At 69.8% G+C, this 25636-nt stretch carries 20 protein-coding genes; 2 read left to right on the top strand and 18 right to left on the bottom strand.

Going from position 1 to position 25636, the window contains the following annotated elements; all coding sequences use genetic code 11:
• Positions 1-282: 282 nt before the first annotated feature.
• The 16 genes from OG966_RS33415 to OG966_RS33340 all read right to left on the bottom strand — a co-directional run bounded on the left by OG966_RS33415 (position 283) and on the right by OG966_RS33340 (position 21016).
• Positions 283-948: an HAD family acid phosphatase gene (locus OG966_RS33415; protein WP_326653768.1), complete on the bottom strand. Its 666-nt coding sequence runs from the start codon at positions 946-948 to the stop codon at positions 283-285.
• Between the two features lie 228 nt (positions 949-1176).
• Positions 1177-2220: a sugar phosphate isomerase/epimerase family protein gene (locus OG966_RS33410; RefSeq protein ID WP_326653767.1), complete on the bottom strand. Its 1044-nt coding sequence runs from the start codon at positions 2218-2220 to the stop codon at positions 1177-1179.
• Between the two features lie 37 nt (positions 2221-2257).
• Positions 2258-3649 (bottom strand): nucleotide pyrophosphatase/phosphodiesterase family protein, encoded by a 1392-nt coding sequence (locus OG966_RS33405; RefSeq protein WP_326653766.1) that lies wholly within the window; start codon positions 3647-3649, stop codon positions 2258-2260.
• Positions 3646-4857 carry a metabolite traffic protein EboE gene (gene eboE, locus OG966_RS33400; RefSeq protein WP_326653765.1) on the bottom strand — a complete coding sequence of 404 codons (1212 nt, stop codon included), beginning with the start codon at positions 4855-4857 and terminating at the stop codon, positions 3646-3648. Before eboE ends, OG966_RS33405 begins: the two co-directional genes overlap by 4 nt.
• A 12-nt stretch (positions 4858-4869) precedes the next feature.
• Entirely contained in the window at positions 4870-5718 is an 849-nt protein-coding gene (locus tag OG966_RS33395) for a TatD family hydrolase (RefSeq protein ID WP_326653764.1), read from the bottom strand.
• Entirely contained in the window at positions 5718-6341 is a 624-nt protein-coding gene (locus OG966_RS33390; protein WP_406733689.1) for an EboA domain-containing protein, read from the bottom strand. Before OG966_RS33390 ends, OG966_RS33395 begins: the two co-directional genes overlap by 1 nt.
• Positions 6338-7219: a sugar phosphate isomerase/epimerase family protein gene (locus OG966_RS33385; RefSeq protein WP_326653762.1), complete on the bottom strand. Its 882-nt coding sequence runs from the start codon at positions 7217-7219 to the stop codon at positions 6338-6340. The genes OG966_RS33390 and OG966_RS33385 overlap by 4 nt, the downstream gene beginning before the upstream one ends.
• Positions 7216-8400 (bottom strand): SCO3242 family prenyltransferase, encoded by a 1185-nt coding sequence (locus tag OG966_RS33380; protein ID WP_406733690.1) that lies wholly within the window; start codon positions 8398-8400, stop codon positions 7216-7218. Before OG966_RS33380 ends, OG966_RS33385 begins: the two co-directional genes overlap by 4 nt.
• A gap of 14 nt (positions 8401-8414) precedes the next feature.
• The gene (locus tag OG966_RS33375; RefSeq protein WP_326653761.1) at positions 8415-9557 is read right to left on the bottom strand and encodes an inositol-3-phosphate synthase; all 1143 of its coding nucleotides are present in this window, start codon (positions 9555-9557) and stop codon (positions 8415-8417) included.
• A gap of 67 nt (positions 9558-9624) precedes the next feature.
• Positions 9625-13320: a ThuA domain-containing protein gene (locus OG966_RS33370; protein ID WP_326653760.1), complete on the bottom strand. Its 3696-nt coding sequence runs from the start codon at positions 13318-13320 to the stop codon at positions 9625-9627.
• Between the two features lie 355 nt (positions 13321-13675).
• Positions 13676-14680, bottom strand: coding sequence for a sugar phosphate isomerase/epimerase family protein (locus tag OG966_RS33365; protein WP_326653759.1), 1005 nt, complete (start codon positions 14678-14680; stop codon positions 13676-13678).
• A gap of 8 nt (positions 14681-14688) precedes the next feature.
• Positions 14689-15987, bottom strand: a complete 1299-nt coding sequence (locus tag OG966_RS33360) for a Gfo/Idh/MocA family protein (RefSeq protein ID WP_326653758.1) — start codon at positions 15985-15987, stop codon at positions 14689-14691.
• Positions 15988-16032: 45 nt separating this feature from the next.
• The gene (locus tag OG966_RS33355; RefSeq protein ID WP_326655480.1) at positions 16033-17070 is read right to left on the bottom strand and encodes a substrate-binding domain-containing protein; all 1038 of its coding nucleotides are present in this window, start codon (positions 17068-17070) and stop codon (positions 16033-16035) included.
• A 76-nt stretch (positions 17071-17146) separates the two neighbouring features.
• On the bottom strand, positions 17147-18181 hold the full coding sequence (locus OG966_RS33350; RefSeq protein ID WP_326653757.1) for an ABC transporter permease: 1035 nt from the start codon (positions 18179-18181) through the stop codon (positions 17147-17149).
• Positions 18178-19701 carry a sugar ABC transporter ATP-binding protein gene (locus tag OG966_RS33345; RefSeq protein ID WP_326653756.1) on the bottom strand — a complete coding sequence of 508 codons (1524 nt, stop codon included), beginning with the start codon at positions 19699-19701 and terminating at the stop codon, positions 18178-18180. The genes OG966_RS33350 and OG966_RS33345 overlap by 4 nt, the downstream gene beginning before the upstream one ends.
• Before the next feature lie 133 nt (positions 19702-19834).
• Positions 19835-21016: an ROK family transcriptional regulator gene (locus tag OG966_RS33340; protein ID WP_326653755.1), complete on the bottom strand. Its 1182-nt coding sequence runs from the start codon at positions 21014-21016 to the stop codon at positions 19835-19837.
• Positions 21017-21315: 299 nt separating this feature from the next.
• On the opposite strand from OG966_RS33340, the gene OG966_RS33335 reads away from it, so the two are divergent.
• Positions 21316-22617 carry an eCIS core domain-containing protein gene (locus OG966_RS33335; protein ID WP_406730547.1) on the top strand — a complete coding sequence of 434 codons (1302 nt, stop codon included), beginning with the start codon at positions 21316-21318 and terminating at the stop codon, positions 22615-22617.
• A gap of 209 nt (positions 22618-22826) precedes the next feature.
• Here the strand turns inward: OG966_RS33335 and OG966_RS33330 are convergent, their stop codons facing one another.
• Together OG966_RS33330 and OG966_RS33325 are read right to left on the bottom strand one after the other, a co-directional pair.
• Positions 22827-23303: an NUDIX domain-containing protein gene (locus OG966_RS33330; protein ID WP_326653754.1), complete on the bottom strand. Its 477-nt coding sequence runs from the start codon at positions 23301-23303 to the stop codon at positions 22827-22829.
• 125 nt (positions 23304-23428) lie between these two features.
• Entirely contained in the window at positions 23429-24376 is a 948-nt protein-coding gene (locus OG966_RS33325) for a beta-ketoacyl-ACP synthase III (RefSeq protein WP_326653753.1), read from the bottom strand.
• 391 nt (positions 24377-24767) lie between these two features.
• Between OG966_RS33325 and fdhD the strand changes: the two genes are divergently transcribed.
• The gene (fdhD, locus tag OG966_RS33320; protein WP_326655477.1) at positions 24768-25631 is read left to right on the top strand and encodes a formate dehydrogenase accessory sulfurtransferase FdhD; all 864 of its coding nucleotides are present in this window, start codon (positions 24768-24770) and stop codon (positions 25629-25631) included.
• The last annotated feature ends 5 nt before the right edge of the window (positions 25632-25636 follow it).

Below are 25636 nucleotides of genomic sequence, written 5' to 3'. Positions count from 1 at the left end.
CCGCTCTCGGTGCACAGTCGGGGCGGGAGGTGCGATGGCTCATGTCTCGTACTGGACGGTAGTGAGCGTGCGGCCGGCGGTCAGCGCACACGGTCTCAATTGTGGGTGACGTCACGTGATGTCGCGTGATGTCGAGAGCCGGTCGTGGGCGAGCCTCGCCGTCTCGGTGGGCGTCGAGCCGGCCCCTGCACCCCGGGATGAGCACCATGAGCGCGGGGTGGCCGTCACGACCGTTGACGGTCGTGACGGCCACCCCGCTGCTGTGCCCGGTTGTGCCGACGACTACGAGAGGTCGCCGTTGTAGTCGGGCAGCTTGAACGTCTTCTCGGCGTGGCCGCCCACGAGATCGGTCGTGTTGTTGCCGATGTTGGCGATGATCGTGTAGCCCCTCGCCTCGATCGCGGCCCGCTTGCCCGTCTTGTACGCGCTGACCTCGCTGAAGAGGTCGGGCAGATCCCGTACGTAGAGGCCGTCGACCGGGTACCCGACCTTCTTCAGGTTGTAGTCGGTGAGCGAGTAGATGATGCCCGGGCGGGCGGTGACGAAGAAGATGTCCACACCGCGGGACTTCGCGTAACGCACCAGGTCGAGAACGGGCTTGACCGCGGGGGTCGGGTACTCCCAGAAGGGGTGGAAGTCCGTCTCGAGCGAAGTGTTGTCGATGTCGAGGACGATCGCCTGCTTCGCACCGGAGGTGTTGACGGTGCGCTGCTCGACGTAGGGGCGAGCGACGGCGATGACGTCGGCGACATCACGCTGCCAGGTCCCGTAGTCGACGTCGGCGAGCAGCGCACCGGCGCGGCCGGACTGCTGCGGCGCGGCGGCGGCCGGGGTCGCCGGGCGGTCCGACCCGGTCGAGTCCGCGGCCGTTGCCACCGGGGCGGCCATGGTGAACGCCAGCGCGGCGGCGGTGGCCACCGACCGGATTCTCCACTTGCCTGCATGCATGGGGGGTCTCCTGCGTCTCGGAACAGCTCAGGGAAAGCCCTCCGTCCCGTACGGACGGAGGGCCTTTGACATGTTCGCGTTCCATGATGGACGGAACCTTACGTTCCCTCTACTGGCCGGTAGCAGGATTCCCGCGCCGACGCGGGATCGGCGCCGCGCGGACCCGAATCGGTACTGCGCGGACCCGAATCGGTGCCGTACGGACCCGAATCGGGTCCGTACGGGCCCTCAGCAGCCCTTCTCGCGCAGCGAGTGGAGGTGCGCGCTGGATTTGCGGGCAAACGCGAACGACTCGACCGGGTTGTCGTGTTCGGTCTGCCAGTGGTGGTCGTGGTAGCCGCCGTGAGTCTTGTTCACCGCGGAGATGAAACGCTTGTAGTCGATGTCTCCGTCCCCGACGTCCACCATCCGGTAGCCGTCGCGGGCGGACTCGTCGTGCGTGCCGTCCTTGACGTGGAACAGCGGGTAGCGGTGGGGCTGCTTGAGGACATATCGCAGAGGGTCGAAGGGAGCGGGGGTGCCGTCGGCGCGCTTGCCGAAGCGGAACTGGCCCACGAACGCCCAGTAGATGTCCATTTCGAGGTAGACCAGATCGGGGTCGGTCTCGGCGAGCAGCACGTCGTAGAGGCGGACGTCCGGCTGGTCGGTGGCGAAGGAGAACTCCTCGGCGTGGTTGTGCTGGTAGAACTTCAGACCACGCTTCTTGGCGGCGGCTCCATAGGTGTTGAACTCTTCGGCGGCCCGCTTCCAGGCATCGACGGTGGAGCCGTAGCGGAAGGGTCCGGATGCGGTGCCGATGTGCGGGAGGCCGAGCGCCTGGGCGTCGTCGAGGACCTTGTCGAGGTTCTGCGCGAAGGTGTAGGCGTTCGGGTCGCCGGAGTAATAGCCGACGTGACTGCCGATGCCGCGCAGCCCGTGGTCGCGGGCGAGCTGCTTCAGCTGGGCGAGGCTGATGGGGCCGGTGCCCTGGGTGTAGCCGGCGTACTCGATCTCGTCGTAGCCGTAGCGTTCCAGCTCGGCGAAGACCTTGGCGAAGCCGAGGCTCGAGACCTTGTCGCGCAGGGAGTAGAGCTGGGTGCCGAGGCGGCCGGGGGGAAGGACGGGGCGGCCGCGGCCGGGGGCGGCGGCACTCGTCGCGGCCGCGGCGGCGGCCGGACCTGCCGCGGCGCCGACGATGGCCGCCGCGGTCGCGCCGGCGGCGACGCCGAGCATGCCGCGTCTGCTGAGCTTGTGGGCGAGTTCGGGGTCGTTGGCCTTGCTTGTGCGGCTCATGGGATCTCCCGGGATCGGATTGTCAGTGGTGTCTGCTTCAGTGGAGACCAGCGAGTTGAAGCAGCAGGGACTTCACATCGGTGGCCGCGACGCGGCCGCTGACAGCGCGGGGGGTGGAGCAGAGGATGAGCGGTCCGGTGTCACTTTCGCCGCTCGGGGGCAGGCGGCCGTGGCTGCCGCGAATAGGTGACGGGTCGAGGGGGACGACCGCGAGGCGGTAGCGCATGCCGAGCTTCTTGCGGGCGACGGCCTTGGCCGCCTTGAGGCGTACGTAGGGGTCGAGAGGGTCCATGAAGAGCTCGGCGGGGTCGTAGCCGGGTTTGCGGTGGATCTCGACGAGCTGGGCGAAGTCGGGGGCCCGGTCGTCGTCGAGCCAGTAGTAGTACGTGAACCAGGCATCGGGCTCGGCGACGGCGACGAGTTCACCGGAGCGGGGGTGGTCGAGGCCATGGCTCTTCTTGCCCTCGTCGTCGAGGAGTTGCTCGATGCCCGGCAGTCCGTCGAGTACCGCACGGGTGGCTTCCAGGTCTTCGGGGCGGCGTACATAGATGTGCGCGAGCTGGTGATCGGCGACGGCGAAGGCGCGGGAGGCCATCGGGTCGAGGTACTCCATACCGTCCTGGGTGTGGACCTCGAGGAGATCCGCTCGGCGCAGAGCACGGTTGATGTCGACGGGGCGGCTGACGCGGGTGATGCCGTACTCCGAGAGGGCGACGACGGTGCGGCCTTCCTGCCCGGCCTCGTCCAGCAGCGGGGCGATGACGGCGTCGAGGTCGGCGGCTGCCCGGTACGAGCGGGGATCGTCGGGGCCGTAGCGCTGTAGGTCGTAGTCGAGATGGGGGAGGTAGCAAAGGGTCAGGTCGGGGTGTCGGGTGCGCATGATGTGGCGGGTCGCGTCGACGATCCACTGGCTGGAGACGATGTCGGCGCCCGGGCCCCAGAAGTGGAACAGGGGGAAGGTGCCGAGTTTCTCGGTGAGTTCGTCGTGCAGCTCGGGGGGCCGGGTGTAGCAGTCGGGTTCCTTGCGGCCGTCGGCGTAGTAGACGGGACGGGGGGTGACGGTGATGTCGGTGTCCGCGCCCATGGCGTACCACCAGCAGATGTTGGCGACGGTGTAGCCGGGGTGGGCGCGGCGGGCGGCGTCCCAGATCTTGTCTCCGGAGACGAGGCCGTTGTGCTGGCGCCACAGCAGGACCTCGCCGAGGTCGCGGAAGTACCAGCCGTTGGCGACGATGCCGTGCTCGGCGGGGAGGACGCCGGTGAGAAAAGTGGACTGGGCGGCGCAGGTCACGGCGGGGAGGACGGTGGAGAGGGGTGCCTGCGAGCCGGACCGGGCAAGGGACTTGAGGTGTGGCATGTGCTCGAGGAGCTGGGAGGTGAGGCCGACGACGTCCAGGACCAGGAGCGGGGTGGGCGTGGGGTGCGTCATGGCAGCTCCTTGAGGCCGAGGTCGATCAGCAGGTCGCGGGCGAGGGTGAGTTCGGCGGCGATCCCGTCGGTGAGCTGGGTGCGGTTGCGGGGGCGCAACTCGGGCGGGAGGGCCTGCCAGGTGTAGGTCTCGACCTCGAGGTGCCGGGTGAGCGGGTTCGGGCCGCCGACGAGCCGTTTCAGCGTGTCCAGGAGCACGGAGAGGGTGGAGGTAAGCGGAGGCGCGGGCGGCGCGTGCAGGGGGACGTGGAAGTGGGCGCGCCAGGGGGCGCCGTCGGGCAGCGCCGTGCCGCCGAGGGCTTCGTCGAGATCGTCGGTGCCGACCAGTCCTGTGGCGGACGGGGTCTCCCCCGCTCGGGGGGCACGGGGAAGGGTGCGGGTCTGGTGGAGGAAGCGAGGCTCGGCGAAGGCGGCCAACGCCGCGCGTACCTCGGGGAGATGAGGTTCCTCGGCGTGCAGGGCGGCGGACAACTGCGCCTTGGGGATGGTGACGCCGGCCGCGACGAGGGCTGCGAGGGCTGCGCCGGCGTCTTCGAAGGAGGTGGCGAGATGGCAGGTGTCGACGCAGATGCCGATCCGCCCCGGGGCAGTTGCCGCCGCGATGGTCGTGAGGGGTGCGATCGCGTCGGCGGTGATCTCGATCGTGCATCCGGGCTCGGGCTCCAGGCCGATGCGAATCGACTTGCCGGTGAGTTCCTCGAGTGCGTCGAGGCGCTCGGCGAGGGTGATCAGGGCGGTGTGGGCGTTCCCGGCTGCCGTGTCGTCGAAGGAGGTGCGCCAGGCGAGCGGGAGGGTGGAGATGGTGCCCTCGGTGATGTCGTCGGGGAGGAGAGCGGCGAGGAGACGGGCCAGGTCGGTGGTGTGGGCGAGGCGTTCGGGGTCGGTCCAGTCCGGCTTGTAGACGCGGTACTTGACCTCTGCGGCGCCGAATCCCTGGTACGGGAATCCGTTGAGGGTGACGACCTCGAGGCCGCGGTGTTCGAGTTCGGCGCGCAGGCCGCGCAGCGCGGCCGGGTCGGTGATCAGGGAGTGAGCGGCGTCCTTGGCGAGCCAGAGGCCGATGCCGAGCCGGTCGCGGCCGAGTCGTTTGCGTACCGGCTCGCAGTGGTCGCGGAGCTGGGCGAGTACGCCGTCGAGGGTTTCCGCGGGGTGGACGTTGGTGCAGTAGGAGAGGTGGACGGTGGCGCCGTCGGGATGGCGGAAGCGCATGTGTCTGCCTCCTCATTCCCCGCCGCGGAGTATGGAGTTGCCCTCGTGCAGGGTCCGCGGTCCCGGGATGTCGAGCTGGAGGCGGCCGCTGAGGCCGTAGAAGGCGACGGGGTTGCGCCACAGAACCTGGTCGACGTCGTCCTCGGTGAAACCGGCGGCGAGCATCGCTTCGCCGACCTTGCGGGTCTTGAGCGGATCGCTCTTGCCCCAGTCCGCGGCCGAGTTGACCAGGACCTTCTCCGTTCCGTACGCCTTGAGAACCGTGACCATCCGGTCCTCGTCCATCTTGGTGTCGGGGTAGATGGAGAAGCCGAGCCAGCAGCCGCTGTCAGTGGCGTGCTTTACGGTCGTCTCATTGAGGTGGTCGAGCAGGACGCGTTCCGTGGGCAGGTTCGATTCGCCGATGACGTCGACGGTGCGGTGCAGTCCGGCGAGCTTGTCCCGGTGCGGGGTGTGGACCAGGGCGGGCAGTCCGTGGTCGGCGGCGAGCTGGAGCTGGGCGGCCAGCGCGATGTCCTCGGCGGGGGTCATCGAGTCGTAGCCGATCTCGCCGACCGCGACGACGGAATCCTTGACGAGATAGCGGGGCAGGGCATCGAGGACGGGTGTGCAGCGGGGGTCGTTGGCCTCTTTGGGGTTGAGCGCGAGCGTGCAGTGGTGGGCGATGCCGTACTGGGCGGCTCGGAAGGGCTCCCAGCCCAACAGGGCGTCGAAGTAGTCGAAGAAGCTGGCAGGCGAGGTGCGGGGCTGACCGAGCCAGAAGGACGGTTCGACGAGGGCGCGGACACCGGCGGCGTACATCGCCTGGTAGTCGTCGGTGGTGCGGGAGGTCATATGGATGTGGGGGTCGAAGATGCGCATCAGGACTCCTCGGACTGCTCGCCGGTCAGGGTCAGCACGCGATTGAGGTCGGGAGGCACGTCGCGGCCGGCGGCGGTGCGCTCGGCGGCGTAGTCGGCCAGCATCCTGGCCAGCTCGCCGTCGCCCGCGGCGCGGCTGCTCAGGCCTGCGACGGCGTCCACGGGCACGCCGGTGAACAGGCACTTGAGGACAGCGTGCCGCCAGGAGTGCGGATCGAGGTGAGCGGCGGCGTACGGTCCGACGGCCGCCGCCACCAGCCGGGGATCGTTGGTGCGCAGGGCGTCCTCGACGAGCGGCAGGACTTCGGGGCCCACGACCAGGTGGTGCAGGGCGAGGATCACCGCGCGGCGTTCGGCGGCGGTGCCCTGCCGGTAGAGGCGGGTGAGGGTGTCCAGGTCGGCGCGGGCCTCGATGAGAAGCAGGGTGCGTACGGCGTCGGCCCGGTCCTGGCCGCAGTGCCGGCCGGCGGCGGCGAACCGGAGCTCCCAGGTGTGTGCGGCGTACGGGGAGGGGGCGACCGGCGGCGCAAGGGCGGCCCGGGCGGCCTCGGCGAGTGCGTCGGAGAGCCAGGTGCGGGCGGCTCCGTCGAGCTGGGCGTCGAGTTCCTTGCGGCTCGGCGTCACCATTCCGGTGCTCCCTTCGGCAGGACCTGTGAGCGGAGGAACTCGATGGAGTCGCGGGCGAGTTCGGGCCCCGCGTGTGAGTGACGGGGCAGCTCGACAACGGTGAGGCCCTGGTAGCCGGTGGCGGCGAGGGCTTCCAGGACAGGCGGGAAGTCGATCTCCCCGTCTCCGAACGGAAGGTGTTCATGGACGCCGCGGCGCATGTCCTCGATCTGGACGTGCCGCAGCCAGGGCGCGGCATTGCGGACGCAGTCCGCGGGTGCGCCGGGTTCCAGGCACTGGCAGTGACCGATGTCAAGGGTGAGCCCGAGGGGGTCGGGGTCGCCGAGGAGGCCGCGGAGGTGGTGGAAGTCGGCGAGCGTGGCGAGAAGGTGACCGGGCTCGGGCTCGACGGCGAGCGGGATGCCGGCGTCCGCCGCGGCGTCGAGGACGGGGGCGAGAGCCCCTTCCAGCCGCTGCCATGCGGTATCGGTGGGGGTGTCCGCGGGGGTGATGCCGCTGAAGCAGTGCACGGCGTGGGCGCCGAGGTCGGCGGCGACCCGCACGGCGGTGATCAGCAATGTGGTGCGGGCGGCGCGGCCTTCGGGCTCGGGGTCGAGGAGCGAAGGCCCGTGTTTGCGGCGGGGGTCGAGGACATAGCGGGCGCCGGTCTCGATGGTGACGCCGAGGCCCGACTCGCCAAGTTTCCTGGCCACATGGCGGGTGCGGGCGGCGAGGCCGGGGGCGAGCGGGTCGAGGTGCATATGGTCGAGGGTCAGTCCGACGCCGTCGTAGCCGAGGTCGGCGAGGAGCGCGAGGGCATCGTCGAGGCGGAGGTCGGTGAGACCGTTGGTGCCGTAGCCGAGGCGCAGATCGGTGTGTCTGGTGTCGGGGCTCATGTCGGGCTCACCTTCCGTGCGAGCTTGCGGGCGAGCGGTACGAGTCCCATGAGCGCGAGGGCGGTCGCCCCCGCGCCGGTGCGGGCTGCGAGGGCGGCCTGGAGCGGGATCACGGCCCGGATTCCGCCACCGACGGCGCGCTGGGTGAGCTGTGGGGACGGGTTCAGGGCCGCGTGGAGGAGGGGTTTGGCGGCGGTGCGGATGTAGGCGGCGGCAAGCGCGGTGGCCAGGACGCGGGTGGGGGTGAGGGGGTCCATGAGTGCGGGGGGCCGGGATGACCGCGAGGTGCTTTCCCCTGACCCGCCCCTTGCGGGCTGTATCGATATACGGCTCCGCCGCGTTGGGGGCAGGCCCCCGGACCCCGGGCCCGGGACGGGCAGCTGGGGGCCAGGCCGCCCGGCGGGCGCTCCTCGCGGCGCGAGGACTGAGACTCGCTGGACGCGGGACACGAGGGCGCCGAGCCCCAGATTCGCCGCAAGTGCGGCGAGGGGTACGGCCGTTGAGCCGCCCTGCGCCTCGTGGCGCGATACGGCGGTGACGGCGTAGGTGTGTCCCGCGAGCACGGCGGCGGACGGCAGCGCGACGAGGGCCGCACCACGAGCACCACGCGCACCACGCGGCGCCGCGCCCGTCGCCACCGCACCCAGCACCAGGTCCAGCCCCCTCGCCGCAGCCATCGCCGCCGGGCCGCCTGCCGTGTGCTTGAAGTGGAGGTCGTACGACCAGACCGTCGCCGACAACGCTGTCGCCACCGCCAAGGCGGGGCACCCCGCGCGGGACGCAAGCGCCAGGCCGGCCGCCGTCAGCGCGCCGGCCGCCGTGAGCGCCGCCGCCGGGGTGATGCGTCCCGAGGGGATGGGCCGGTGCGGGCGGTCCACCGTGTCCTCTTCGCGGTCCGCCCAGTCGTTGAGGGCCATGCCCGCCTCGTAGAGGCACAGCGAGGCTCCCACCGCGAGAGCCGTGCCGCGGTTGGGGCGGATGCCGAGAGCGGCCGCGCCGGCCAGCGCGTCGCCCGGGACCGTGAACAGTGCGGAGACGCGGAGAAGTTCCGCCCAGGCCCGCATCGCGCCGGACCCGTCCCGCCCGGGAGTCCGCCGGTAACCGCGACCTGCGGGCGGAGTCCGGCGCAGCGGCTCGCGGCTGGGGAGGGGCTCCGTCGCCGAGCCCCGCGGGAAGCGCATCGAGAGGAATCCCGTCACCGGGCCTCCCGCAGCCGGTCGGCGAACGACAGCAGTGCCTCGAACTGTTGGGACAGGCCCGCCGGGCCGCCGTCCGGGTCCTTGAAGTAGAAGCCCAGTTCGGGGAGCGGACCCGAGATGCCCGCCTCATGGGCGCGGGCCACCAGCCTTACCAGGTCCAGGACCAGCGGGGCCGCGAGCGCCGAGTCGCAGCCCTGCCAGATGGTCTGGAGGATCATCCGCGAGCCCAGGAAACCTTCGAAGGCGATGTGGTCCCACGCGGTCTTCCAGTCGCCGAGCGCCGGCACGTCGTCGATATGGACCTCGCCCTCGGGGGCGTGGCCCAGCGTGTCGGAGAGTACGCGCTCCTTGCCGGCGTTCTTCGCGGCCGCCGCGCCCGGGTCGGCCAGCGCCGCTCCGTCCCCGCCGCCCAGCAGGTTCGTGCCCGACCAGGCCCGTACGGACAGGGCGCGTTGCACAAACATCGGGGCGAGCACGGAACGGAGCAGCGTCTGGCCTGTCTTGCCGTCGCGGCCCGCGTGGGGAAGTCCACTGGCCACGACGGCGTCGGTGAGGGCCGCGGTGCGCAGCCCGGTGGAGGGGGTGAAGTTGACATAGGGGCAGCCGGCCCCGAGCGCGGCGGCCGCGTAGAGGGAGCTGGGCGGCAGCCGTACCGCGTCCGGCGCGGGCTGCGGTTCGGTGGAGGAGACATTGACGACGACGACCCGGGCCAGCCCCTGCCGCTCCCGGAAGTCGGTCAGGTCCGCGGTGAAGGCGCCGATGAGCTCCTCGTCGGTCCGGGTGTCGCCGGACGACTGCGGTCCACCCGTTCGTATCTCCTGGTCGACTGCGGTCAGTTCACCGCGTACCGCTGCCGCGAGGCCGTGCGGCAGCACGCCCGCCGCGGTCAGTTCCTCGGCCCGCTTGGGCAGCGGACAGTGGGCGGTGTCGTGTCCGCCGAAGACGAGCGAGGACAGGGCGGGCAGCCTGGCCCCGGCGAAGGGCGGGGTTTCGGTCACCATCCCGGTCGGCGGGTGCAGCCCGGCGGTGACGGCCGCGCATCCTGCCACCGCGGTGGTGGCGACGGAGCCTCGTGCTCCGACGAACCAGACTCCAACACTGCCACTTGTTTCAGCGGACACGGGCTGCCTTCCTGCCATTCGGTGTGGTGGACGGCGGGCGGGGGGTACGGCGCCTCCCCGCCCGCCGCCGTCTGACGGGATGCGCCTAGGAGGGCAGCTCCCTGAGCTGGATGTCGCGGAAGGACACCTGATCGTCGGCGCCGTGGTTCTGGATGCCGATGTAGCCGTCCTTCAGGCTGCGCACCGGGTCGGTGTTGGTGAAGTCGTTGACTTTCACGCCGTTGAGAAAGATCTGCAGGCGTTCACCCTGAACCCGGATCTCGTAGCTGTTCCACTGGCCCGGGGGCCGCAGGACGCGGTCGCGGGCCTTGATGTCGGCGGACTTGAAGCCGTAGACGGCGCCGGTGGTGCGATCGGCCGCGTCGGTGGCGTCGATCTGCACCTCGTAGCCGTTGTTCACCGCTGACCAGGGATCGTCGGAGGCCGGGAAGCCGACGAAGACACCGGAGTTGTCGTCGCCCGCCATCTTCCAGTCGAGCTTCAGCGAGTACGACTTCAGCTCCTTGGCCTGGTACCAGAGCATGCCCATGCCGCCCTCGGAGCGCAGTTCGCCGTCGACGACACCGAACTTCCCGGGCCCGGCCTGCTTCCAGCCCTCCAGTGTCTTCCCGTTGAAGATCGGCCGGTATCCCGTCTTCGGCTTGCAGTCGGCCTTGACCTGCCCTGCCGCGTAGCGCAGTCCGCCCAGCAGGTGTGTGCGGAAGGCCGGTTCGGCGTACGACTCCTTGGTGTGGCCGCCGCCGGTGTAGAAGGCTCGGCCGCCCTGGTAGGTCTGGCACCAGGCGATCGGGTGGTCGCCCTTCATGGTGCCGCCCTGGTAGCTGGTCTCGTCCAGGGTTGCCAGCACGCGGGCCTGCGTACGGGGATTGGTGCGGTAGTTGTACCACTCGTCGGTGCGCTCCCAGGCGTCGCCCAGGTGCGCGGTCGATGGATGGGTGTGGTCCTCGACCCGCACGGTGGCGGGCTGGATCTGCGGGTGGGAGGCGAAGTAGGCGCCGACGAGCCCGCCGTAGAAGGCCCAGTCGTACTCGGTGTCGGCCGCGGCGTGCACACCCATGTAGCCGCCGCCGGTGGAGACGTAGTTCTCGAACGCCTTCTGCTGGTCGGCGCCCAGCACATCACCGGTGGTGGAGAGGAACACGACGGCGTCGTACCTGGCGAGGTTGCCGGTGGTGAACTGGGCTGCCTCCTCGGTGGCGTCGACCGTGATGTTGCTGGTCCTGCCGAGTTCCTTCAGCGCGGCGATACCGGTCGGTATGGAGTCGTGGCGGAAGCCGGCGGTCTTGGAGAAGACCAGGACGCGCTTGGCGGTCCTGTCCGGTGCGCTGTTGGAGAGCTCGAAGTCGTCGACGTCGTAGAGCGCCCCGTCGCCGCCCTTGAAGACCAGGAACAGTTCGGTCGTCTTCTTCGGGACGGCCCGCAGGGGTATGTCGATGTCCTGGAAGGTCTCCCAGCTGCCGGTGACGGGCACGGGCGCCGAGCCGAGGATCTGACCGTTCGCCGATCCGGTGCGCACCTCGAGGAAGCCGCCGGTGCCGCCGGAGGAGATCCGGGCGGTGAGCTTGGTGGAGCCTGTCAGGTTGTACGGCTTGAAGGAGATCCAGTCGTTGTTGTTGATGTCGCCGACCGTCCTGCCTCCGTGGGCGCTCGCCTTGTCGTAGACCTTGATGCCCAGGGAGTTGTTGTAGTGCTCGGCCTGCCGGTGACGCGGCTGCAACTGTGCCTGGTCGTGGCTGGTGAGCGCGGCCTGGCCGCCGCCACCGCCGTCGGTGTACTCGGCGTCGAAGACTCCGAAGATATTGGCGTCCGCGTCGTGGCCGCCGTCGGCGGAGGTCTTGATGGTGCCGGTGCAGCCGCCCGCGGAGGTGATGGGATGGCCGTGGCTGTCGTGACCCAGGATGTAGGTCACCTTCACCTTGGCGCAGTCGATGGCCCCGTCCTCGGGGTCGGTGACCGTCACCTTGAACGGAATCTCGTCACCGAAGCTGAAAAGGGCTCCCTCCGCAGGGAGTTCCAGGGTCACGTTGGGCGCGGTGTTGCCCACGACCACATGGACGCCGGCGGAACCGGTGCGGCCGCTGGGGTCCTTGGCGGTCACCGTGGCCGTGTAGGTGCCGTTCTTCTTGTACGTGTATGTGGGGTTCGCCTCGGTGGACGTGCCGCCGTCGCCGAAGTCCCAGGCGTAGGTGAGGGTGTCGCCGTCACCGTCGCCGGTGCCGGCGGAGGAGAAGGCGACCTTGAGCGGCGCCTTGCCGGAGGTCTTGTTCGCGGCGGCCTCGGCGACCGGGGAGCGTCCGCCGGTGGCGTTCTCGATCCGGTAGAGCCCGGAATTCTCGTCGCCGCCGAACCAGGCGGTGCCGTAGTCGAGTACATACAGCGCACCGTCCGGGCCGAAGGCCATGTCCATGATCTGGGTGCCGGTCCACGGGACGGGGTTGATGGACTGGACCGCGCCGTCCTCGCCCTGCTCGATGCGCTTGATCCAGCGCCGGCCGAACTCACCGGCGAAGAAGTCGCCGTCGTACGCCTGGGGAAACTTCACCGGGGAGGTCGAGGCGGCGTCGTAACGGTAGACGGGTCCGCCCATCGGGGACTCGGATCCGGTGCCGAACTCGGGCACGGAGCCGCCGTCGTACGGAATCCAGGCCGGCTGCGCGGGCGGCAGGTCGACCAGGCCGGTGTTGTACGGCGACTCGTTCTTGGGCGCGGCGCAGTCGAAAGTCGCCCCCGAGGTCTTGGTGGCGAAGTCGTAGTCGATGTACGGGTCGTTCTTGCCGGTGCAGAACGGCCAGCCGAAGTTGCCCGGCTTGGTCACCCGCGCGAACTCGACCTGTCCGGCCGGTCCGCGCTCGGGGTCGGCCGCGCCCGCGTCGGGGCCGTAGTCACCGACGTAGACGATGCCGGTCTTCTTGTCGACGCTGAACCGGAAGGGGTTGCGGAAGCCCATGGCATAGATCTCGGGCCGGGTCTTGTCCGTCCCCGGCGCGAAGAGGTTGCCGTCGGGGACGGAGTACGACGCGTCGTCATTGACCTTGATCCGCAGAAGCTTGCCGCGCAGGTCGTTGGTGTTGCCGGAGGTGCGGCGGGCGTCGTAGGCCGGGTTGCGGCCGGGCGTCTCGTCGATCGGCGTGTATCCGTCGGAGGCGAAGGGGTTGGAGTCGTCACCGGTCGACAGATACAGATTGCCCTGGGCGTCGAAGTCGATGTCGCCGCCGACGTGGCAGCAGATGCCGCGGGTCGCCGGGATGTCGATGACCTTCTTCTCGCTGGCGTTGTCGAGGGTGCCGTCGGCCTTGAGGACAAAGCGCGAGAGACGGTTGACACCGTCGAACTTCGCGAAGTCCGCAGGTGTGCCCGTGTTCGGGGCATCGCCCGCGGGGGTGTTCAGCGGCGGTGCGTAGTAGAGGTAGACAAAGCGGTTCTCGCTGAACTTGGGGTCGAGGCCGACGCCCTGGAGACCTTCCTCGTCGTGCGAGTAGACGGGGATGGTGCCGACGACGCGGGTGTTGCCGGCGCTGTCGGTCATCCGCAGCTCGCCGTTGCGTGAGGTGTGCAGCACGCTGCGGTCGGGCAGTACGGCCAGCGACATGGGCTCACCTGTCTCCTCACCGCCCTTGGCGAGGGTGACCTGCTGGAATTCCTCCGCGGCCGCGGCCGCGGCCGGTTCGGGGTCGGCGGCGGCCGCGATCTGCGGCGCGGTGAGGGCGAGCGAGGTGACGGCGAGAAGAGTGCCGGTGAGGAGTGCGAGCGCCTTGCGGGCTCTGAGCCTTTTCCTGTGCACGAATGTCCTCCGGGAGTGGCCGGTCGAACGGGCGGGGCGGTGCTCTGCCCTCAATCGCCGGGCAGGCTGCGGGTGGAGCGCGCTCGGTCCGCGCTCTGGGTGCGCGGTCTCGGTGGGGTGCGCGCCTTGCACCGCGCACCGGGCTGATCACCGTGGGATCCGGAGTGCGCCGTCACACCGGGGACCACCTATGTCCTGTACACCTCATGGACCGTATCCGGGTTCATCCGGGACGGAAAGCCCTTGTGCGGCAGGGAACTTCAACTTTTTCCCACCGCAGGACAAAGACAGACATGGGCAGGCCGGACCGGCCCGGCGGCTTGTCCGCCGCCGGGCTCGGAGCAGGCCTGATGAGCTAGTCGCCGCCTCCGAATGCCGCGTCGAAGGAGGCCGTTGGCGGATCGAAATCGAACCGCTTCAAGTCGGCAAGCGCTTGTGGAGCGCCTGTCAGCCGGTCCATGCCCGCGTCCTCCCACTCCACCGAGATCGGGCCGTCGTAGCCGATCGAGCGCAGCATCCGGAAGACGTCCTCCCACGGGACCTCGCCATGTCCCGCCGACACGAAGTCCCATCCGCGCCGCGGATCGCCCCACGGCAGATGGGAGCCGAGCCGGCCGTTGCGGCCGTCGAGACGCTTACGGGCTTCCTTGCAGTCCACGTGGTAGATCCGGTCCCGGAAGTCGTAGAGGAAGCCGACGGGGTCGAGGTCCTGCCATACGAAGTGGCTCGGGTCGAAGTTGAGCCCGAAGGCCGGCCGGTTGCCGACCGCCTCCAGCGCCCGCTTCGTGGTCCAGTAGTCGTACGCGATCTCACTGGGGTGCACTTCGTGGGCGAAGCGCACGCCCTCCGCGTCGAAGACGTCGAGGACGGGGTTCCAGCGCTCGGCGAAGTCCTCGTAGCCGCGCTCGATCATGCGCTCCGGCACCGGCGGGAACATCGCCACCAGATGCCAGATCGACGAGCCGGTGAAGCCGATGACGGTACGGACCCCGAAGGCGGCCGCGGCCCGTGCCGTGTCCTTGATCTCGGCCGCGGCCCGCTGACGTACGCCCTCGGGTTCGCCGTCGCCCCAGATCCGCGCGGGCAGGATCGCCTCGTGGCGTTCGTCGATGATGCTGTCGCAGACGGCCTGCCCGACCAGATGGTTGGAGATCGCCCAGCACGTGAGCCCGTACTTGTCGAGCAGTGCGTGCCGCCCGTCGAGATACGAGGGGTCGGCGAGCGCCTTGTCGACCTCGAAGTGGTCCCCCCAGCAGGCCAGTTCAAGACCGTCGTAGCCGAAGTCGCGGGCGAGCCGGCAGACCTCCTCCAGCGGCAGATCGGCCCACTGGCCGGTGAAGAGCGTGAACGGACGTGGCATCGGACCTCCTAAGCCTGTGCCTGTACGGGTGTCTCCACGGGTGACTTCGCGCCAGTCTCCGCGGGTGCCTTCGCAGGTGTGTCAACGGGTGTCCTCGGGGATGTCTCCAGCGGCGTCTGCACAGGCGTGTAGACCGCGTTCTTCGCGGCGCTCTCCTCCACCGCGGCGAGCACCCGCTGCACCTGAAGCCCGTCGGCGAACGACGGCTCGGGGTCGGTGCCCGCTGCGATCGCCTCGACCAGATCGCGCGCCTGGTGGGCGAAGGTGTGCTCGTAGCCGAGGGCATGACCGGGCGGCCACCACGCCGCCAGGTACGGATGCTCCGGCTCGGTGACCAGGATCCGCCGGAAGCCGGATGAGGGGGCCGGCTCGGTGTGGTCGTGGAACGACAGCTCGTTCAGCCGCTCCAGGTCGAACGCCAACGACCCCAGCTGACCGTTGATTTCGAGGTGCAGGGCGTTCTTGCGGCCCGAGGCCATCCTGGTGGCCTCGAAGGAGGCGAGTGCCCCCGAGGCCAGCCGCCCGGTGAACAGCGCCGCGTCGTCGACGGTGACCGGCCCCCGCTCGAGGCCGCCGGAGGCGGAGAGTCCGGCCGAGGCCCCTGCGAGCAGGGGCCGCTCCCGTACGAAGGTCTCCGACAGCGCCGAGACACCGACCAGCGGCTCCCCCGCCAGATACTGCGCGAGGTCCACAATGTGCGCACCAAGGTCACCGAGCGCCCCGGAACCGGCGTGCTCGCGCTCGAGCCGCCAGGTGAGCGGGAATTGGGGATCGACCAGCCAGTCCTGCAGATAGGTGAAGCGCACATGCCGCAGTGTCCCGAGCCTGCCGTCGGCGATCAGCCGCCGGGCGTACGCGATGGCCGGCACCCGCCGGTAGTTGAACCCGACCATCGCCAACTGGCCTCGCGTGCCAGCCTGTTCTGCCGCCGCGACCATCGCCTCCGCCTCGGTGACGGAGTTGGCGAGCGGCTTCTCGCACAGGACGTGCTTGCCCGCCTCCAGCGCCGCGACCGCTATCTCCGCATGGCTGTCACCCGGTGTGCAGATGTCGACGAGCTGCACATCGTCCCGGGTCACGAGAGCGCGCCAGTCGGTCTCCGCCGCGGCCCAGCCGTGCTTGGCGGCCGCGGCCCGCACGGCGGTCGCGTCACGACCGCCGATCGCCGCGAGGACCGGCCGCATCGGCAGATCGAAGACGCGTCCCGCGGTGCGCCACCCCTGTGAGTGGGCGGCGCCCATGAACGCGTAACCGACCATGCCGACGCCCAGCGTCGGCGGAGCGGCCTCACTGTCCCTCTGTTCCATACGGGTTCCTCCTCATCGGATGCTCGGTGGGGGCGGGCAGGCCGGTCAGCTGAAGCCGGTGGGCAGGTACTCGCCGACGTTCTCCTTGGTCACGACGGCTGAGTAGAGGGTGATCGAGGCGGGGATCTCCAGTTCGGACATCCCGCTGACTCCCTTGGACTGGCCCAATGCCCGGGCGAGGTCGATGGCGGAGGCGGCCATCGTGGGCGGGTAGAGGACAGTGGCCTTCAGTACGCTGTTGTCGGCCTTGATGGCGTCCATCGCGGACTTGGCGCCGGCGCCGCCGACCATCAGGAAGTCCTTGCGGCCGGCCTGCGCGATGGCGCGCAGCGCGCCCACGCCCTGGTCGTCGTCGTGGTTCCACAGGGCGTCGAACTGCTTCTGTGCCTGGAGGAGCTGTGCCATCTTCGCCTGACCGGACTCGACGGTGAAGTCGGCCGCCTGACGGGCGACCTTCTTGATGTTGGGGTAGTTCTTCAGCGCGTCGTCGAAGCCCTGGGTGCGCTGCTTGGTGAGCTCCAGGTTGTCGAGCCCGGCGAGCTCGATGACCTTGGCGTTCGGCTTGTCCTTGAGCTGCTCACCGATGTAGTTGCCGGCGTTGAGCCCCATGCCGTAGTTGTCACCGCCGATCCAGCACCGGTAGGCCTGCGGCGAGGCGAAGATCCGGTCCAGGTTGATGACGGGGATGCCGGCCTTCATGGCCTGGAGACCGACCTGGGTGAGGGCCTTGCCGTCGGCGGGCAGGATCACCAGGACGTCGACCTTCTTGTTGATCAGCGTCTGGACCTGGCCGATCTGGGCCGCGGTGTCGTTGGATCCCTCGGTGATCTCGAGGGTCACCTCGGAGTACTTCTTCGCCCGCGAAGTGGCGTTCTCGTTGATGGCGTTGAGCCAGCCGTGATCGGCCTGCGGTCCTGCGAAGCCGATCGTGACGGCCTTGCCCGGCTTGTCGTCGGCGGCCGGCGCATTGTTCGTCGCGGCTGCCGACTGCTTGGGCTCGTTGCTCGTGCAGGCGGTCAGCAGCGCGCCGGCGGAGACGGCGGCGGTCCCGAAGAGCAGACCTCGGCGGCTGGTGGCTGGGATTTCTGGCATGACGGATCAACCCTTCGGCTGGGCGGTGCGACAGATGGGGGGAGGCGGGAGGGGACGGCGTGCCTGGTCAGGCCTCGCCGCCCCGCAGCGTGCGGTGCTGCACCAGGACGGCGGCGACGATGATCGCGCCCTTGGCGATCTGCTGGACGGCGCTCTCCAGGTTGTTGAGAGCAAAGATGTTGGTGATGGTGGTGAAGACGAGGACACCGAGTACCGAGCCGACGATGGTGCCGCGGCCGCCGCTGAGCAGTGTGCCGCCGATGATCGCCGCGGCGATGGCGTCGAGTTCGTAGAGATTGCCGTTGGTGTTCTGTCCGGATCCGGCGAGAACGATCAGCATGAAGGCGGCGATTCCGCAGCACAGTCCGGAGAGCAGATACAGATACAGCCGCTGCCTGCGTACATCGATACCGGCGAGCCGGGCGGCCTCCGCGTTGCCGCCGACCGCGACGGTCCGCCGTCCGAAGGTCGTACGGTTCAGCAGCAGCCAGCCGATGACCGTCACCGCCGCGAAGACCAGGACCAGCGGCGGAACGCCGAGGATGTTGGCGTCCTTGATACCGAGGTCGAGTACGGAGTTCACGGTGACCATCTGGGTCTTGCCGTCCGTGATCTGGAGGGCGAGTCCGCGGGCGGAGGCGAGCATGGCGAGTGTCGCGATGAACGGCACCATCCCGCCGTACGCGATGAGCAATCCGTTCACAAGACCGCAGCCCAGCCCGACGACGACCGCGGTGAAGAGGATGCCCGCGAAGCCGTACTCCTGTGTTGCCAACGTTGTCGCCCATACCGAGGCGAGCGCGACGATCGCGCCGACCGACAGGTCGATGCCGCCGCTGGTGATCACAAAGGTCATGCCCACGGTGACCACGCCGATGATGGAGGCCTGGGTCAGCACGAGCTGAAGGTTGCTCGAATCGAGGAATGCGTCGGGCTTGGTGATGCCGCCGACGGCGATCAGGACGGCGAGGACGCCGAGCAGCGAGAGATTGCGGACATCGGCGCGCAGCCCAAGGGATCGACGCCAACTGCCATTGAGTGGCGCCGACTTGGCGGCTGCTGTCGGCGCGTCCTGCTGCGCCGGAGAGGCTGGCTGCGTCATGCCGTCGGGCTCCCTTCCATCACAAGGTCGAGTACGCGGTGCTCATCGAGCTCCCGAGCGTCGGCCGTGTGCACGACGCTGCCCTCGCGGAGCACCAGCACCCGGTCTGCGAGGCCCAGCACCTCGGGCACTTCGCTGGATACGAGAAGTACGGCGAGGCCTTCGTCGGCCAGCCGGCGGATCACGGCGTAGAGCTCGGCGCGCGCACCGACATCGACGCCCCGGGTCGGCTCGTCGAGCAGCAGTACCCGGCAGCCGCGCAGCAGCCAGCGCGCGAGCACGGCCTTCTGCTGGTTGCCGCCGGACAGGGTGCGAATACGGGCGTCGGGGTTGTCGGGACGCAAGGAGAGATCCCTGGTCGCCCGCTGTGCCGCCGCGCGTTCCTCCTTGCGGTCGAGCCAGCCGCCCCGGGAGAAGCGGGAGAGAGTGGAGACCGAGACATTGCGGGTGACGGACTCCAGCATCAGCAGTCCCTGCGCCTTGCGCTCCTCGGGGGCGAGCCCGATTCCGGCGCGAACGGCGGCGCGGACACTGCCGGGCCGCAGGGGGCTGCCGTCGACGAGGACACGTCCCCCGCTGGGTCTGCGGGCGCCGTAGATCGTCTCCAGGATCTCGGAGCGTCCGGAGCCGACAAGTCCGGCGAGACCGACGATCTCGCCGGGCCGCAGTTCGAGGTCGACAGGGGCGAACTCGCCCTTCCTGGTGAGCCCTTCGACCCGCAGAACCGGTTCCCGGGCCGCCCTCCGTGCGTTCCGGGTCCGCTCGGGGAAGACGTACTCGACATTGCGGCCGGTCATCATGGCAACGATGTCGCGGGTGGGGGTGTCCCGTGCGGGCAGACCGACGGCGACCGCCCGGCCGTCCTTGAGTACGGTCACCCGGTCGCCGATGCGCCGGATCTCCTCGAGGCGGTGGGAAATGTAGACGACGGCCACCCCGTCGTCGGTCAGGCTCCCGACGATACGGAAGAGATTGTCGACTTCGTCGGGGTCGAGTGCGGCCGAGGGTTCGTCCATGACGATGAGGCGTACGTCGTGGGAGAGGGCGCGCGCCATGGAGACGATCTGCCGCTGGGCGGCCGAGAGGTCGCCGACGCGGCGGGCGGGATCGATCTCGAGGTGGCCAAGTCGCTTCAGCAGTTTGCCTGTTGCCGACCTGGCCTCGCGGCCACGTACGACGAAACCGGCCGAGGTCGGCTCGTGCCCGAGGAAGACGTTCTCGGCGACCGAGAGCCCCTCCACGAGGTCGAGCTCCTGGTAGATGGTGGCGATCCCGAGCCGCATGGCGGCGATGGGCGACTTGAGGGAGACCGCTCCGCCTCGCCAGGTTATCTGTCCGCCGTCCGGCTGATGGGCTCCGGCGAGCACCTTGATCAGGGTGGACTTGCCGGCGCCATTCTGGCCGAGGAGGCAGTGGACCTCGCCGGGCCGGACCTCGATATCCACGCCGTCGAGGGCGCGGACGCCGGGGAAGGACTTGGTGATGCCGGACATGGTGAGCAGGGGTGGTTCTGGTGCCATGACAAATCCCCTCGGCGGGTGCGGCCGGTGAGCGGGCAGGGCGTGGTGGTCGTGCTGTGCGGTGGCACTCGTGGTGCTGGTGGTGCTCGCGCCTTTCGGCACGTCGGGCGTCGTGCGATCGACCGGCCCGGTATCAGGCCGGCGAGAACAGGTGGTCGCTGATGAGTCTGGCCGCGCCGATCACTCCGGCGGCCGGCCCCAACTCGCCCAGCACGATGGGGAGATTGCCGGTGGCCAGCGGCAGCGACTGCCGGTAGACCTGGGTGCGTACGCTGGCCAGCAGCGTGTGGCCGAGGCCGGTCACCCCGCCGCCGATCACCACGAGCCCCGGGTTGAAGAAACTGACGAGTCCGGCGATGACCTGGCCGACGCGGTTGCCGCCCTCGCGGATGAGCTCGAGCGAGGTGGCATCACCGGCGGCAGCTGCGGCGGCCACGTCGACGGCAGTCAGTCTCCCGGCCGCCTCCAGCCGGGCGGCAAGCTCCTCCGACCGGCCGGTGCGCGCCGCGTCCTCGGCGTCACGGGCGAGCGCGGCACCGCTGAAGTGGGCCTCCAGGCAGCCCTTGTTGCCACAGGCACAGGCGCGGCCGTCCGGTTCCACCTGGATATGGCCGATGTCGCCGGCACTGCCGGTCGTACCGCGGTAGACCTCACCGCCGACGACGATGCCGCAGCCGATACCCGTGCCGATCTTGACGCAGAGGAAGTCGCCCACGGAGCGCGCGACGCCGGCGTGCTGCTCCCCCATCGCCATCAGGTTCACATCGTTGTCGACCATGACGGGGCAGCCGAGGTCCTGGCTGAGCGCCTCGCGCACCGGGAAGCCGTCCCAGCCCGGCATGATCGGGGGCGCGACCGGCACGCCCTCCGGGAAGCGGACCGGACCGGGGACACCGATGCCCGCGCCGTCGAAGCCTTCGGCGAGCCCGGATGCCCTGAGCTTGGCCGCCATCGACAGCACCTGCTCGAAGACTGCGACCGGGCCCTCCCGTACGTCCATGGGCTGGTTGAGGTGGCCGAGCACTTCGAGCTCGGCGTTGGTGACGGCCACGTCGATCGAGGTGGCGCCGATGTCCACGCCGAGGAAGCGGAGCGCGGGCGCGAGCCGGATGTTGTGCGAGCGGCGCCCGCCGCGCGAGGCGGCCAGGCCGTCCGCGACCACGAGCCCGGTCTCCAGAAGACGGTCGACCTCCACGGCGAGCTTGGAGCGCGACAGATCGACCTGATCGCCGAGCTGGGCACGGGAGTTGGGCCCGCCGTCGCGCAGCAGCCTGAGCAGTCGCGCCTGGTGCGCGTTCGCGGGTCGAGCGGTCATACGTCTCACGTGCCCCTCCCCGCCTTGTGGCCGTCTCCGTCGGGCTTTGGTGGGGAACGTAGCAGCGCTTTCCCCAACTGGGAAGAACTTGCGCGCAGTTCCGACTCAACTTTCTCCACACTCGGGACAAAGCCCTGATCGTCGCCGGAGGTTGTGCGCCAAGCGTTCCATCGAGAGGGGCGCGAGACCCGTGAGGTGTTCACGCGTGCACCGGGTTCTGCCCTGGCGTACCTGGTGCGGTGTCCGGTGGAGCAGGTATTCAGGATGGGTGACTCCGCAACAGAGAAAGGGGCGCCTCGATGCGCGCACGTGATACCGACGGGCACTCGGAGGCCGAGGCATCCCGGCGCACGACGGCCCCTGCTGCCACGAGGGCACCGGACCTGGGCGGGCCGGAGCACACGGCCATGTCCCCGCAGGGACTCCTCGCCCTGCAACGCACCGCCGGGAACGCGACGGTGGCCCGCCTGATCGAGGAGGCACGGCATCAGCACGGTGCCGACTGCGGCCACCAGCACAACGAACCGGCCCCGGTGCAGCGTTCCGCCGTCCACGGCGTGCTGCGCACCTCCGGGAGTCCGCTGGAGGAGCCGGTGCGTCAGGAGATGGAGGCCCGTCTCGGCGCCGACTTCTCCGACGTGCGCCTGCACACCGACGGCGCGGCCCGTGCTTCCGCGGCCGAGGTCGGTGCCCGCGCCTACACCTCAGGAAGCCATGTCGTCATCGGTGACGGCGGGGCCGACAAACACACCCTTGCCCATGAGCTGACCCACGTGATCCAGCAGCGCCAGGGCGCTGTCGCGGGAACCGACAACGGCAGCGGGCTCAGGGTTTCCGATCCGTCGGACCGGTTCGAACGCGCGGCAGAGGCCAACGCCACCGAAGTGCTGAGCCGGCCGTTGCCCGGCACGACGAACAGCCGGCCGGAAAAGGATCGAACGCCGGTCAGCAGCACGATGACGGCCCACGACGGGAACGCGACCGTGCAGCGTGCGCCCGCCTCCGGCGCGGCTCCGGTGCTGAGTGCCTCCCACTTGGCCGCAGACGATCTCGAGGGTGAATGCGGGTTCTTCGAAAGGAGGCGGAAGTGGAACGTCAACAACCCCCAACAGGGATTGATCATCCAGAAAATCACCAGGCGCTTCGCCGTGGAGAATTTTGAGGCCGACGCCTGGACCCCCCTGCAGGGCGGGGCCATCGACTCCTACATCACGTCCAAAGGGTCCAACGCGTTCGCCACTGTTACTCAGTACTGGGAGCTGTGGCAGGTGGATGCCGAGGGCAATGTCGCCGATCAGGGCGACGACACCTTTTCGCTCTGTTCCGTGATACCTGGCAGGAAACGAAAGAACACGACGCGCGGCTCCTTCACGATGACCGGTGACGCGGTTTTCTATCCCACGACCGTGACGCCGGACCAGCTCGGCTTTGCCCGTTACGCGGCGGCTCCCGCCGGCGGCCTTTTCAGCACCCTGACCGATCCGGCTGCGGCCATCAGCGCGAACGGGCTTGTCGCGTCCGGCACACCGATCCGGTACAGGACGAACGTGACCTGGGACAGCTCGGCAGAGGACAGGCACAGCGACGTACAGGAGAGTTGACGTCCACGGCGAGGCCTCACCCACGACGTCGCAGGCGTTCCGACCGGGCCGTCTCCCGCCGGGCACAGGGGGCGGCTGAACTCTCAGGACTCGCCGCGCCGGTGGTACGTACCGGCGCACCGGCGGTGCACCTGTCCGGCCGGCTCGGCCAGGAGGAGCACCGTCCCTTCTGGCCGGGGCCGGTCGCCCCTCCTGCGCCGGAGCCCGGGTCACCTCCGGCCGGAGTCCAGGAGCTCAGCCAGCCGGTCGACGAAGACCCGCTGACCGGTGACCAGCTTCTCCCCCGCCTCTTCGAGGCCGAACCACTCGGCTCGGTCGATCTCCGGGAACTCCTGTACACGGCCCGATCCTCGCGGCCACTCCATGGTGAAGGTGCCCGGCACGACGAGGTCCGTGTCGAGGTCGCCCTCGAGCGCCCAGACGGTGACGATCTTGCCACTCGGCTGGCGGGCTTCGCCCAGCGGCAGCCAGCTGCCGTCGGGAGGCGCCAGACCGAGCTCCTCCTCGAACTCACGCCGCGCGGCGGCCATCGGCTCCTCGTCCGGGTTGTACTCGCCCTTCGGCACGGACCAGGCGCCATCGTCCCGGCCCCGCCAGAACGGTCCTCCCATATGACCGATGAGGACCTCGACGTCCGTACCCCGCTCGCGGAACAGCAGCAGGCCCGCGCTTCGCTTCGCCGTCATGCGGTTCAGTGTGCCCCGCTCCGGCTACCGTCGGCGCGCCCTCTTCGGCCACAGCTATGCGCGCCGCCGGAGCCGGACGTCATGCACGGCCACAACCACTGTCGTCAGGAAGCCGCACCCCCTGATCAGGGGCAGCGAATGACCTGACCCGCGTAGGAGAGATTCCCGCCGAAGCCGAAGAGCAGTACCGGATCGCCCGACTCGATCTCGCCGCGTTCGACAAGCTTGGAGAGCGCCATCGGGATCGAGGCCGCCGAGGTGTTGCCGGACTCCACCACATCGCGGGCGATCACGGCGTTGACGGCGCCGATCTTCTGGGCGACGGGCTCGATGATCCGCAGATTCGCCTGGTGCAGGACGACCGCGGCGAGCTCCTCGGGGGTGACGCCCGCCCGCTCGCAGACCTTGCGGGCGATGGGAGGGAGCTGGGTGGTGGCCCAGCGGTACACGGACTGACCCTCCTGCGCGAAGCGGGGCGGGGTGCCTTCGATACGTACGGCATGGCCCATCTCCGGGACCGAGCCCCACAGGACCGGACCGATCCCGGGTTCCTCACCCGGCCCGGTCGCCTCGATGACCGCGGCGCCCGCGCCGTCGCCGACGAGCACACAGGTGGTGCGGTCGGTCCAGTCGGTGATGTCGGCCATCTTGTCGGCGCCGATGACCAGGGCGCGGCTCGCGGCACCGGCCCGTACGGTGTGGTCGGCCGTGGCGAGCGCGTGCGTGAAGCCCGCGCAGACGACATTGAGGTCCATGACGGCGGGCGAGCCCATGCCGAGGCGTGCCGCGACACGGGCCGCCGTGTTCGGGGAGCGGTCGATCGCCGTGGAGGTGGCGACCAGCACGAGGTCGATGTCGGCGGGTGTCAGACCCGCCGAGGCCAGCGCCTTGGCGCCGGCGTGCGCGGCCAGCTCGTCGACCGGCTCGTCGGGACCCGCCACATGCCGGGTCTCGATCCCGACGCGGCTGCGGATCCACTCGTCGCTGGTGTCGACCATGGCCGCCAGGTCCGCGTTGGTGAGCACCTTGGCGGGCTGGTAGTGCCCGAGCGCGACGATCCGTGAACCGGTCATGGATGGCGTTCTCCTTGTACAGAAGTCAGGAGCTACCCAGTCTTAGCTGCTACCACCCGGTACGGCGGCATGTGATCCCACAGCTTCGGGGCCCGGACTTTGGAGCTTCCCAAGGGTGCGACGATCCTTGACCTCCCGTTCCGCCCGACCGGCTCGCGCTCTCCTTCACGAGGGAATAACTGTGCGCGAGGCCCGGACCTGGGACGATTCCGCCCAGACCGGGACGATTGCCGTCCGCGCCCACTGCGGCGGCGCCTGCAATCGCACTCTCCCTGTGCAGGAGAATGAGATCGTCAAGGTCACTTCGCCGCACCGACCGGGTGACCAACGACACCCTCCGCGTCAAGGGCCGCTTCGGCTTCCAGCACGTACAGAATCGGATGTGATCGCCATGGGACGGGTCACCGAGCGCCGCCGCACCATCCGCATCAGGGACGGCGCGGTATCGACCCGCCCCGACACTCTCGTGGCCGAGGAGCCGATGGAGATCCGTCTCAACGGCAAGCCGCTCGCCATCACCATGCGCACACCGGGCGACGACTTCGCGCTCGCGGCGGGCTTCCTGGTCAGCGAGGGTGTGCTCGGTTCCGCGGACGAGCTGCAGTCGATCGTGTACTGCGCCGGGGCCCCGGTGGGGGTCCCCCCAGCGGTAGCCGGCGGAGGATCCAACACCTACAACGTGGTCGACGTCCGGCTCGCGCCGGGAGTGCAGGTCCCGGACATCACCCTCGAGCGCAACGTCTACACCACCTCGTCCTGCGGACTGTGCGGCAAGGCCAGCCTCGACGCCGTACGGACCACCGCCCGCTTCCCGATCGCCGACACTCCCCCCGTCCGCGTCAAGCCCGCTCTGCTCGCCGGCCTCCCCGACCGGCTGCGGGCGGCCCAGCGGGTCTTCGACAGGACCGGGGGTCTGCACGCGGCCGCGCTCTTCTCGGAGGACGGCGGACTGCTCGACGTACGGGAGGACGTCGGCCGGCACAACGCGGTCGACAAGCTCGTCGGCCGGGCGCTGCGGGACGGCAGGCTGCCGCTGTCCCGGGCGATCCTGCTGGTGTCGGGACGGGCGTCGTTCGAGCTGGCGCAGAAGGCGGTGATGGCCGGTATCCCGGTCCTGGCCGCGGTCTCCGCGCCCTCCTCGCTCGCCGTCGATCTGGCCGCCGAGACGGGTCTGACCCTGGTCGGATTTCTGCGCGGCGCCAATATGAACGTATACGCGGGCGACGAGCGGATAGCGCTGAACACCGGAGTCTGAAGCCC

It is taken from the genome of Streptomyces sp. NBC_01750, from assembly GCF_035918095.1.
In the GTDB taxonomy this organism is placed as follows: domain Bacteria; phylum Actinomycetota; class Actinomycetes; order Streptomycetales; family Streptomycetaceae; genus Streptomyces.
Note: the sequence above shows the minus strand (reverse complement) of the source record. Positions and strands in the feature narration are given on the sequence as shown.

Excerpts from the sequence above, each read along its gene's own strand:
- OG966_RS33415 (WP_326653768.1), bottom strand. The coding sequence starts at position 948 with ATGCATGCAGGCAAGTGGAGAATCCGGTCGGTGGCCACCGCCGCCGCG.
- OG966_RS33410 (WP_326653767.1), bottom strand. The coding sequence starts at position 2,220 with ATGAGCCGCACAAGCAAGGCCAACGACCCCGAACTCGCCCACAAGCTC.
- OG966_RS33405 (WP_326653766.1), bottom strand. The coding sequence starts at position 3,649 with ATGACGCACCCCACGCCCACCCCGCTCCTGGTCCTGGACGTCGTCGGC.
- eboE (WP_326653765.1), bottom strand. The coding sequence starts at position 4,857 with ATGCGCTTCCGCCATCCCGACGGCGCCACCGTCCACCTCTCCTACTGC.
- OG966_RS33395 (WP_326653764.1), bottom strand. The coding sequence starts at position 5,718 with ATGCGCATCTTCGACCCCCACATCCATATGACCTCCCGCACCACCGAC.
- OG966_RS33385 (WP_326653762.1), bottom strand. The coding sequence starts at position 7,219 with ATGAGCCCCGACACCAGACACACCGATCTGCGCCTCGGCTACGGCACC.
- OG966_RS33380 (WP_406733690.1), bottom strand. The coding sequence starts at position 8,400 with ATGCGCTTCCCGCGGGGCTCGGCGACGGAGCCCCTCCCCAGCCGCGAG.
- OG966_RS33375 (WP_326653761.1), bottom strand. The coding sequence starts at position 9,557 with ATGGCAGGAAGGCAGCCCGTGTCCGCTGAAACAAGTGGCAGTGTTGGA.
- OG966_RS33365 (WP_326653759.1), bottom strand. The coding sequence starts at position 14,680 with ATGCCACGTCCGTTCACGCTCTTCACCGGCCAGTGGGCCGATCTGCCG.
- OG966_RS33360 (WP_326653758.1), bottom strand. The coding sequence starts at position 15,987 with ATGGAACAGAGGGACAGTGAGGCCGCTCCGCCGACGCTGGGCGTCGGC.
- OG966_RS33350 (WP_326653757.1), bottom strand. The coding sequence starts at position 18,181 with ATGACGCAGCCAGCCTCTCCGGCGCAGCAGGACGCGCCGACAGCAGCC.
- OG966_RS33345 (WP_326653756.1), bottom strand. The coding sequence starts at position 19,701 with ATGGCACCAGAACCACCCCTGCTCACCATGTCCGGCATCACCAAGTCC.
- OG966_RS33340 (WP_326653755.1), bottom strand. The coding sequence starts at position 21,016 with ATGACCGCTCGACCCGCGAACGCGCACCAGGCGCGACTGCTCAGGCTG.
- OG966_RS33335 (WP_406730547.1), top strand. The coding sequence starts at position 21,316 with ATGCGCGCACGTGATACCGACGGGCACTCGGAGGCCGAGGCATCCCGG.
- OG966_RS33330 (WP_326653754.1), bottom strand. The coding sequence starts at position 23,303 with ATGACGGCGAAGCGAAGCGCGGGCCTGCTGCTGTTCCGCGAGCGGGGT.
- OG966_RS33325 (WP_326653753.1), bottom strand. The coding sequence starts at position 24,376 with ATGACCGGTTCACGGATCGTCGCGCTCGGGCACTACCAGCCCGCCAAG.
- fdhD (WP_326655477.1), top strand. The coding sequence starts at position 24,768 with ATGGGACGGGTCACCGAGCGCCGCCGCACCATCCGCATCAGGGACGGC.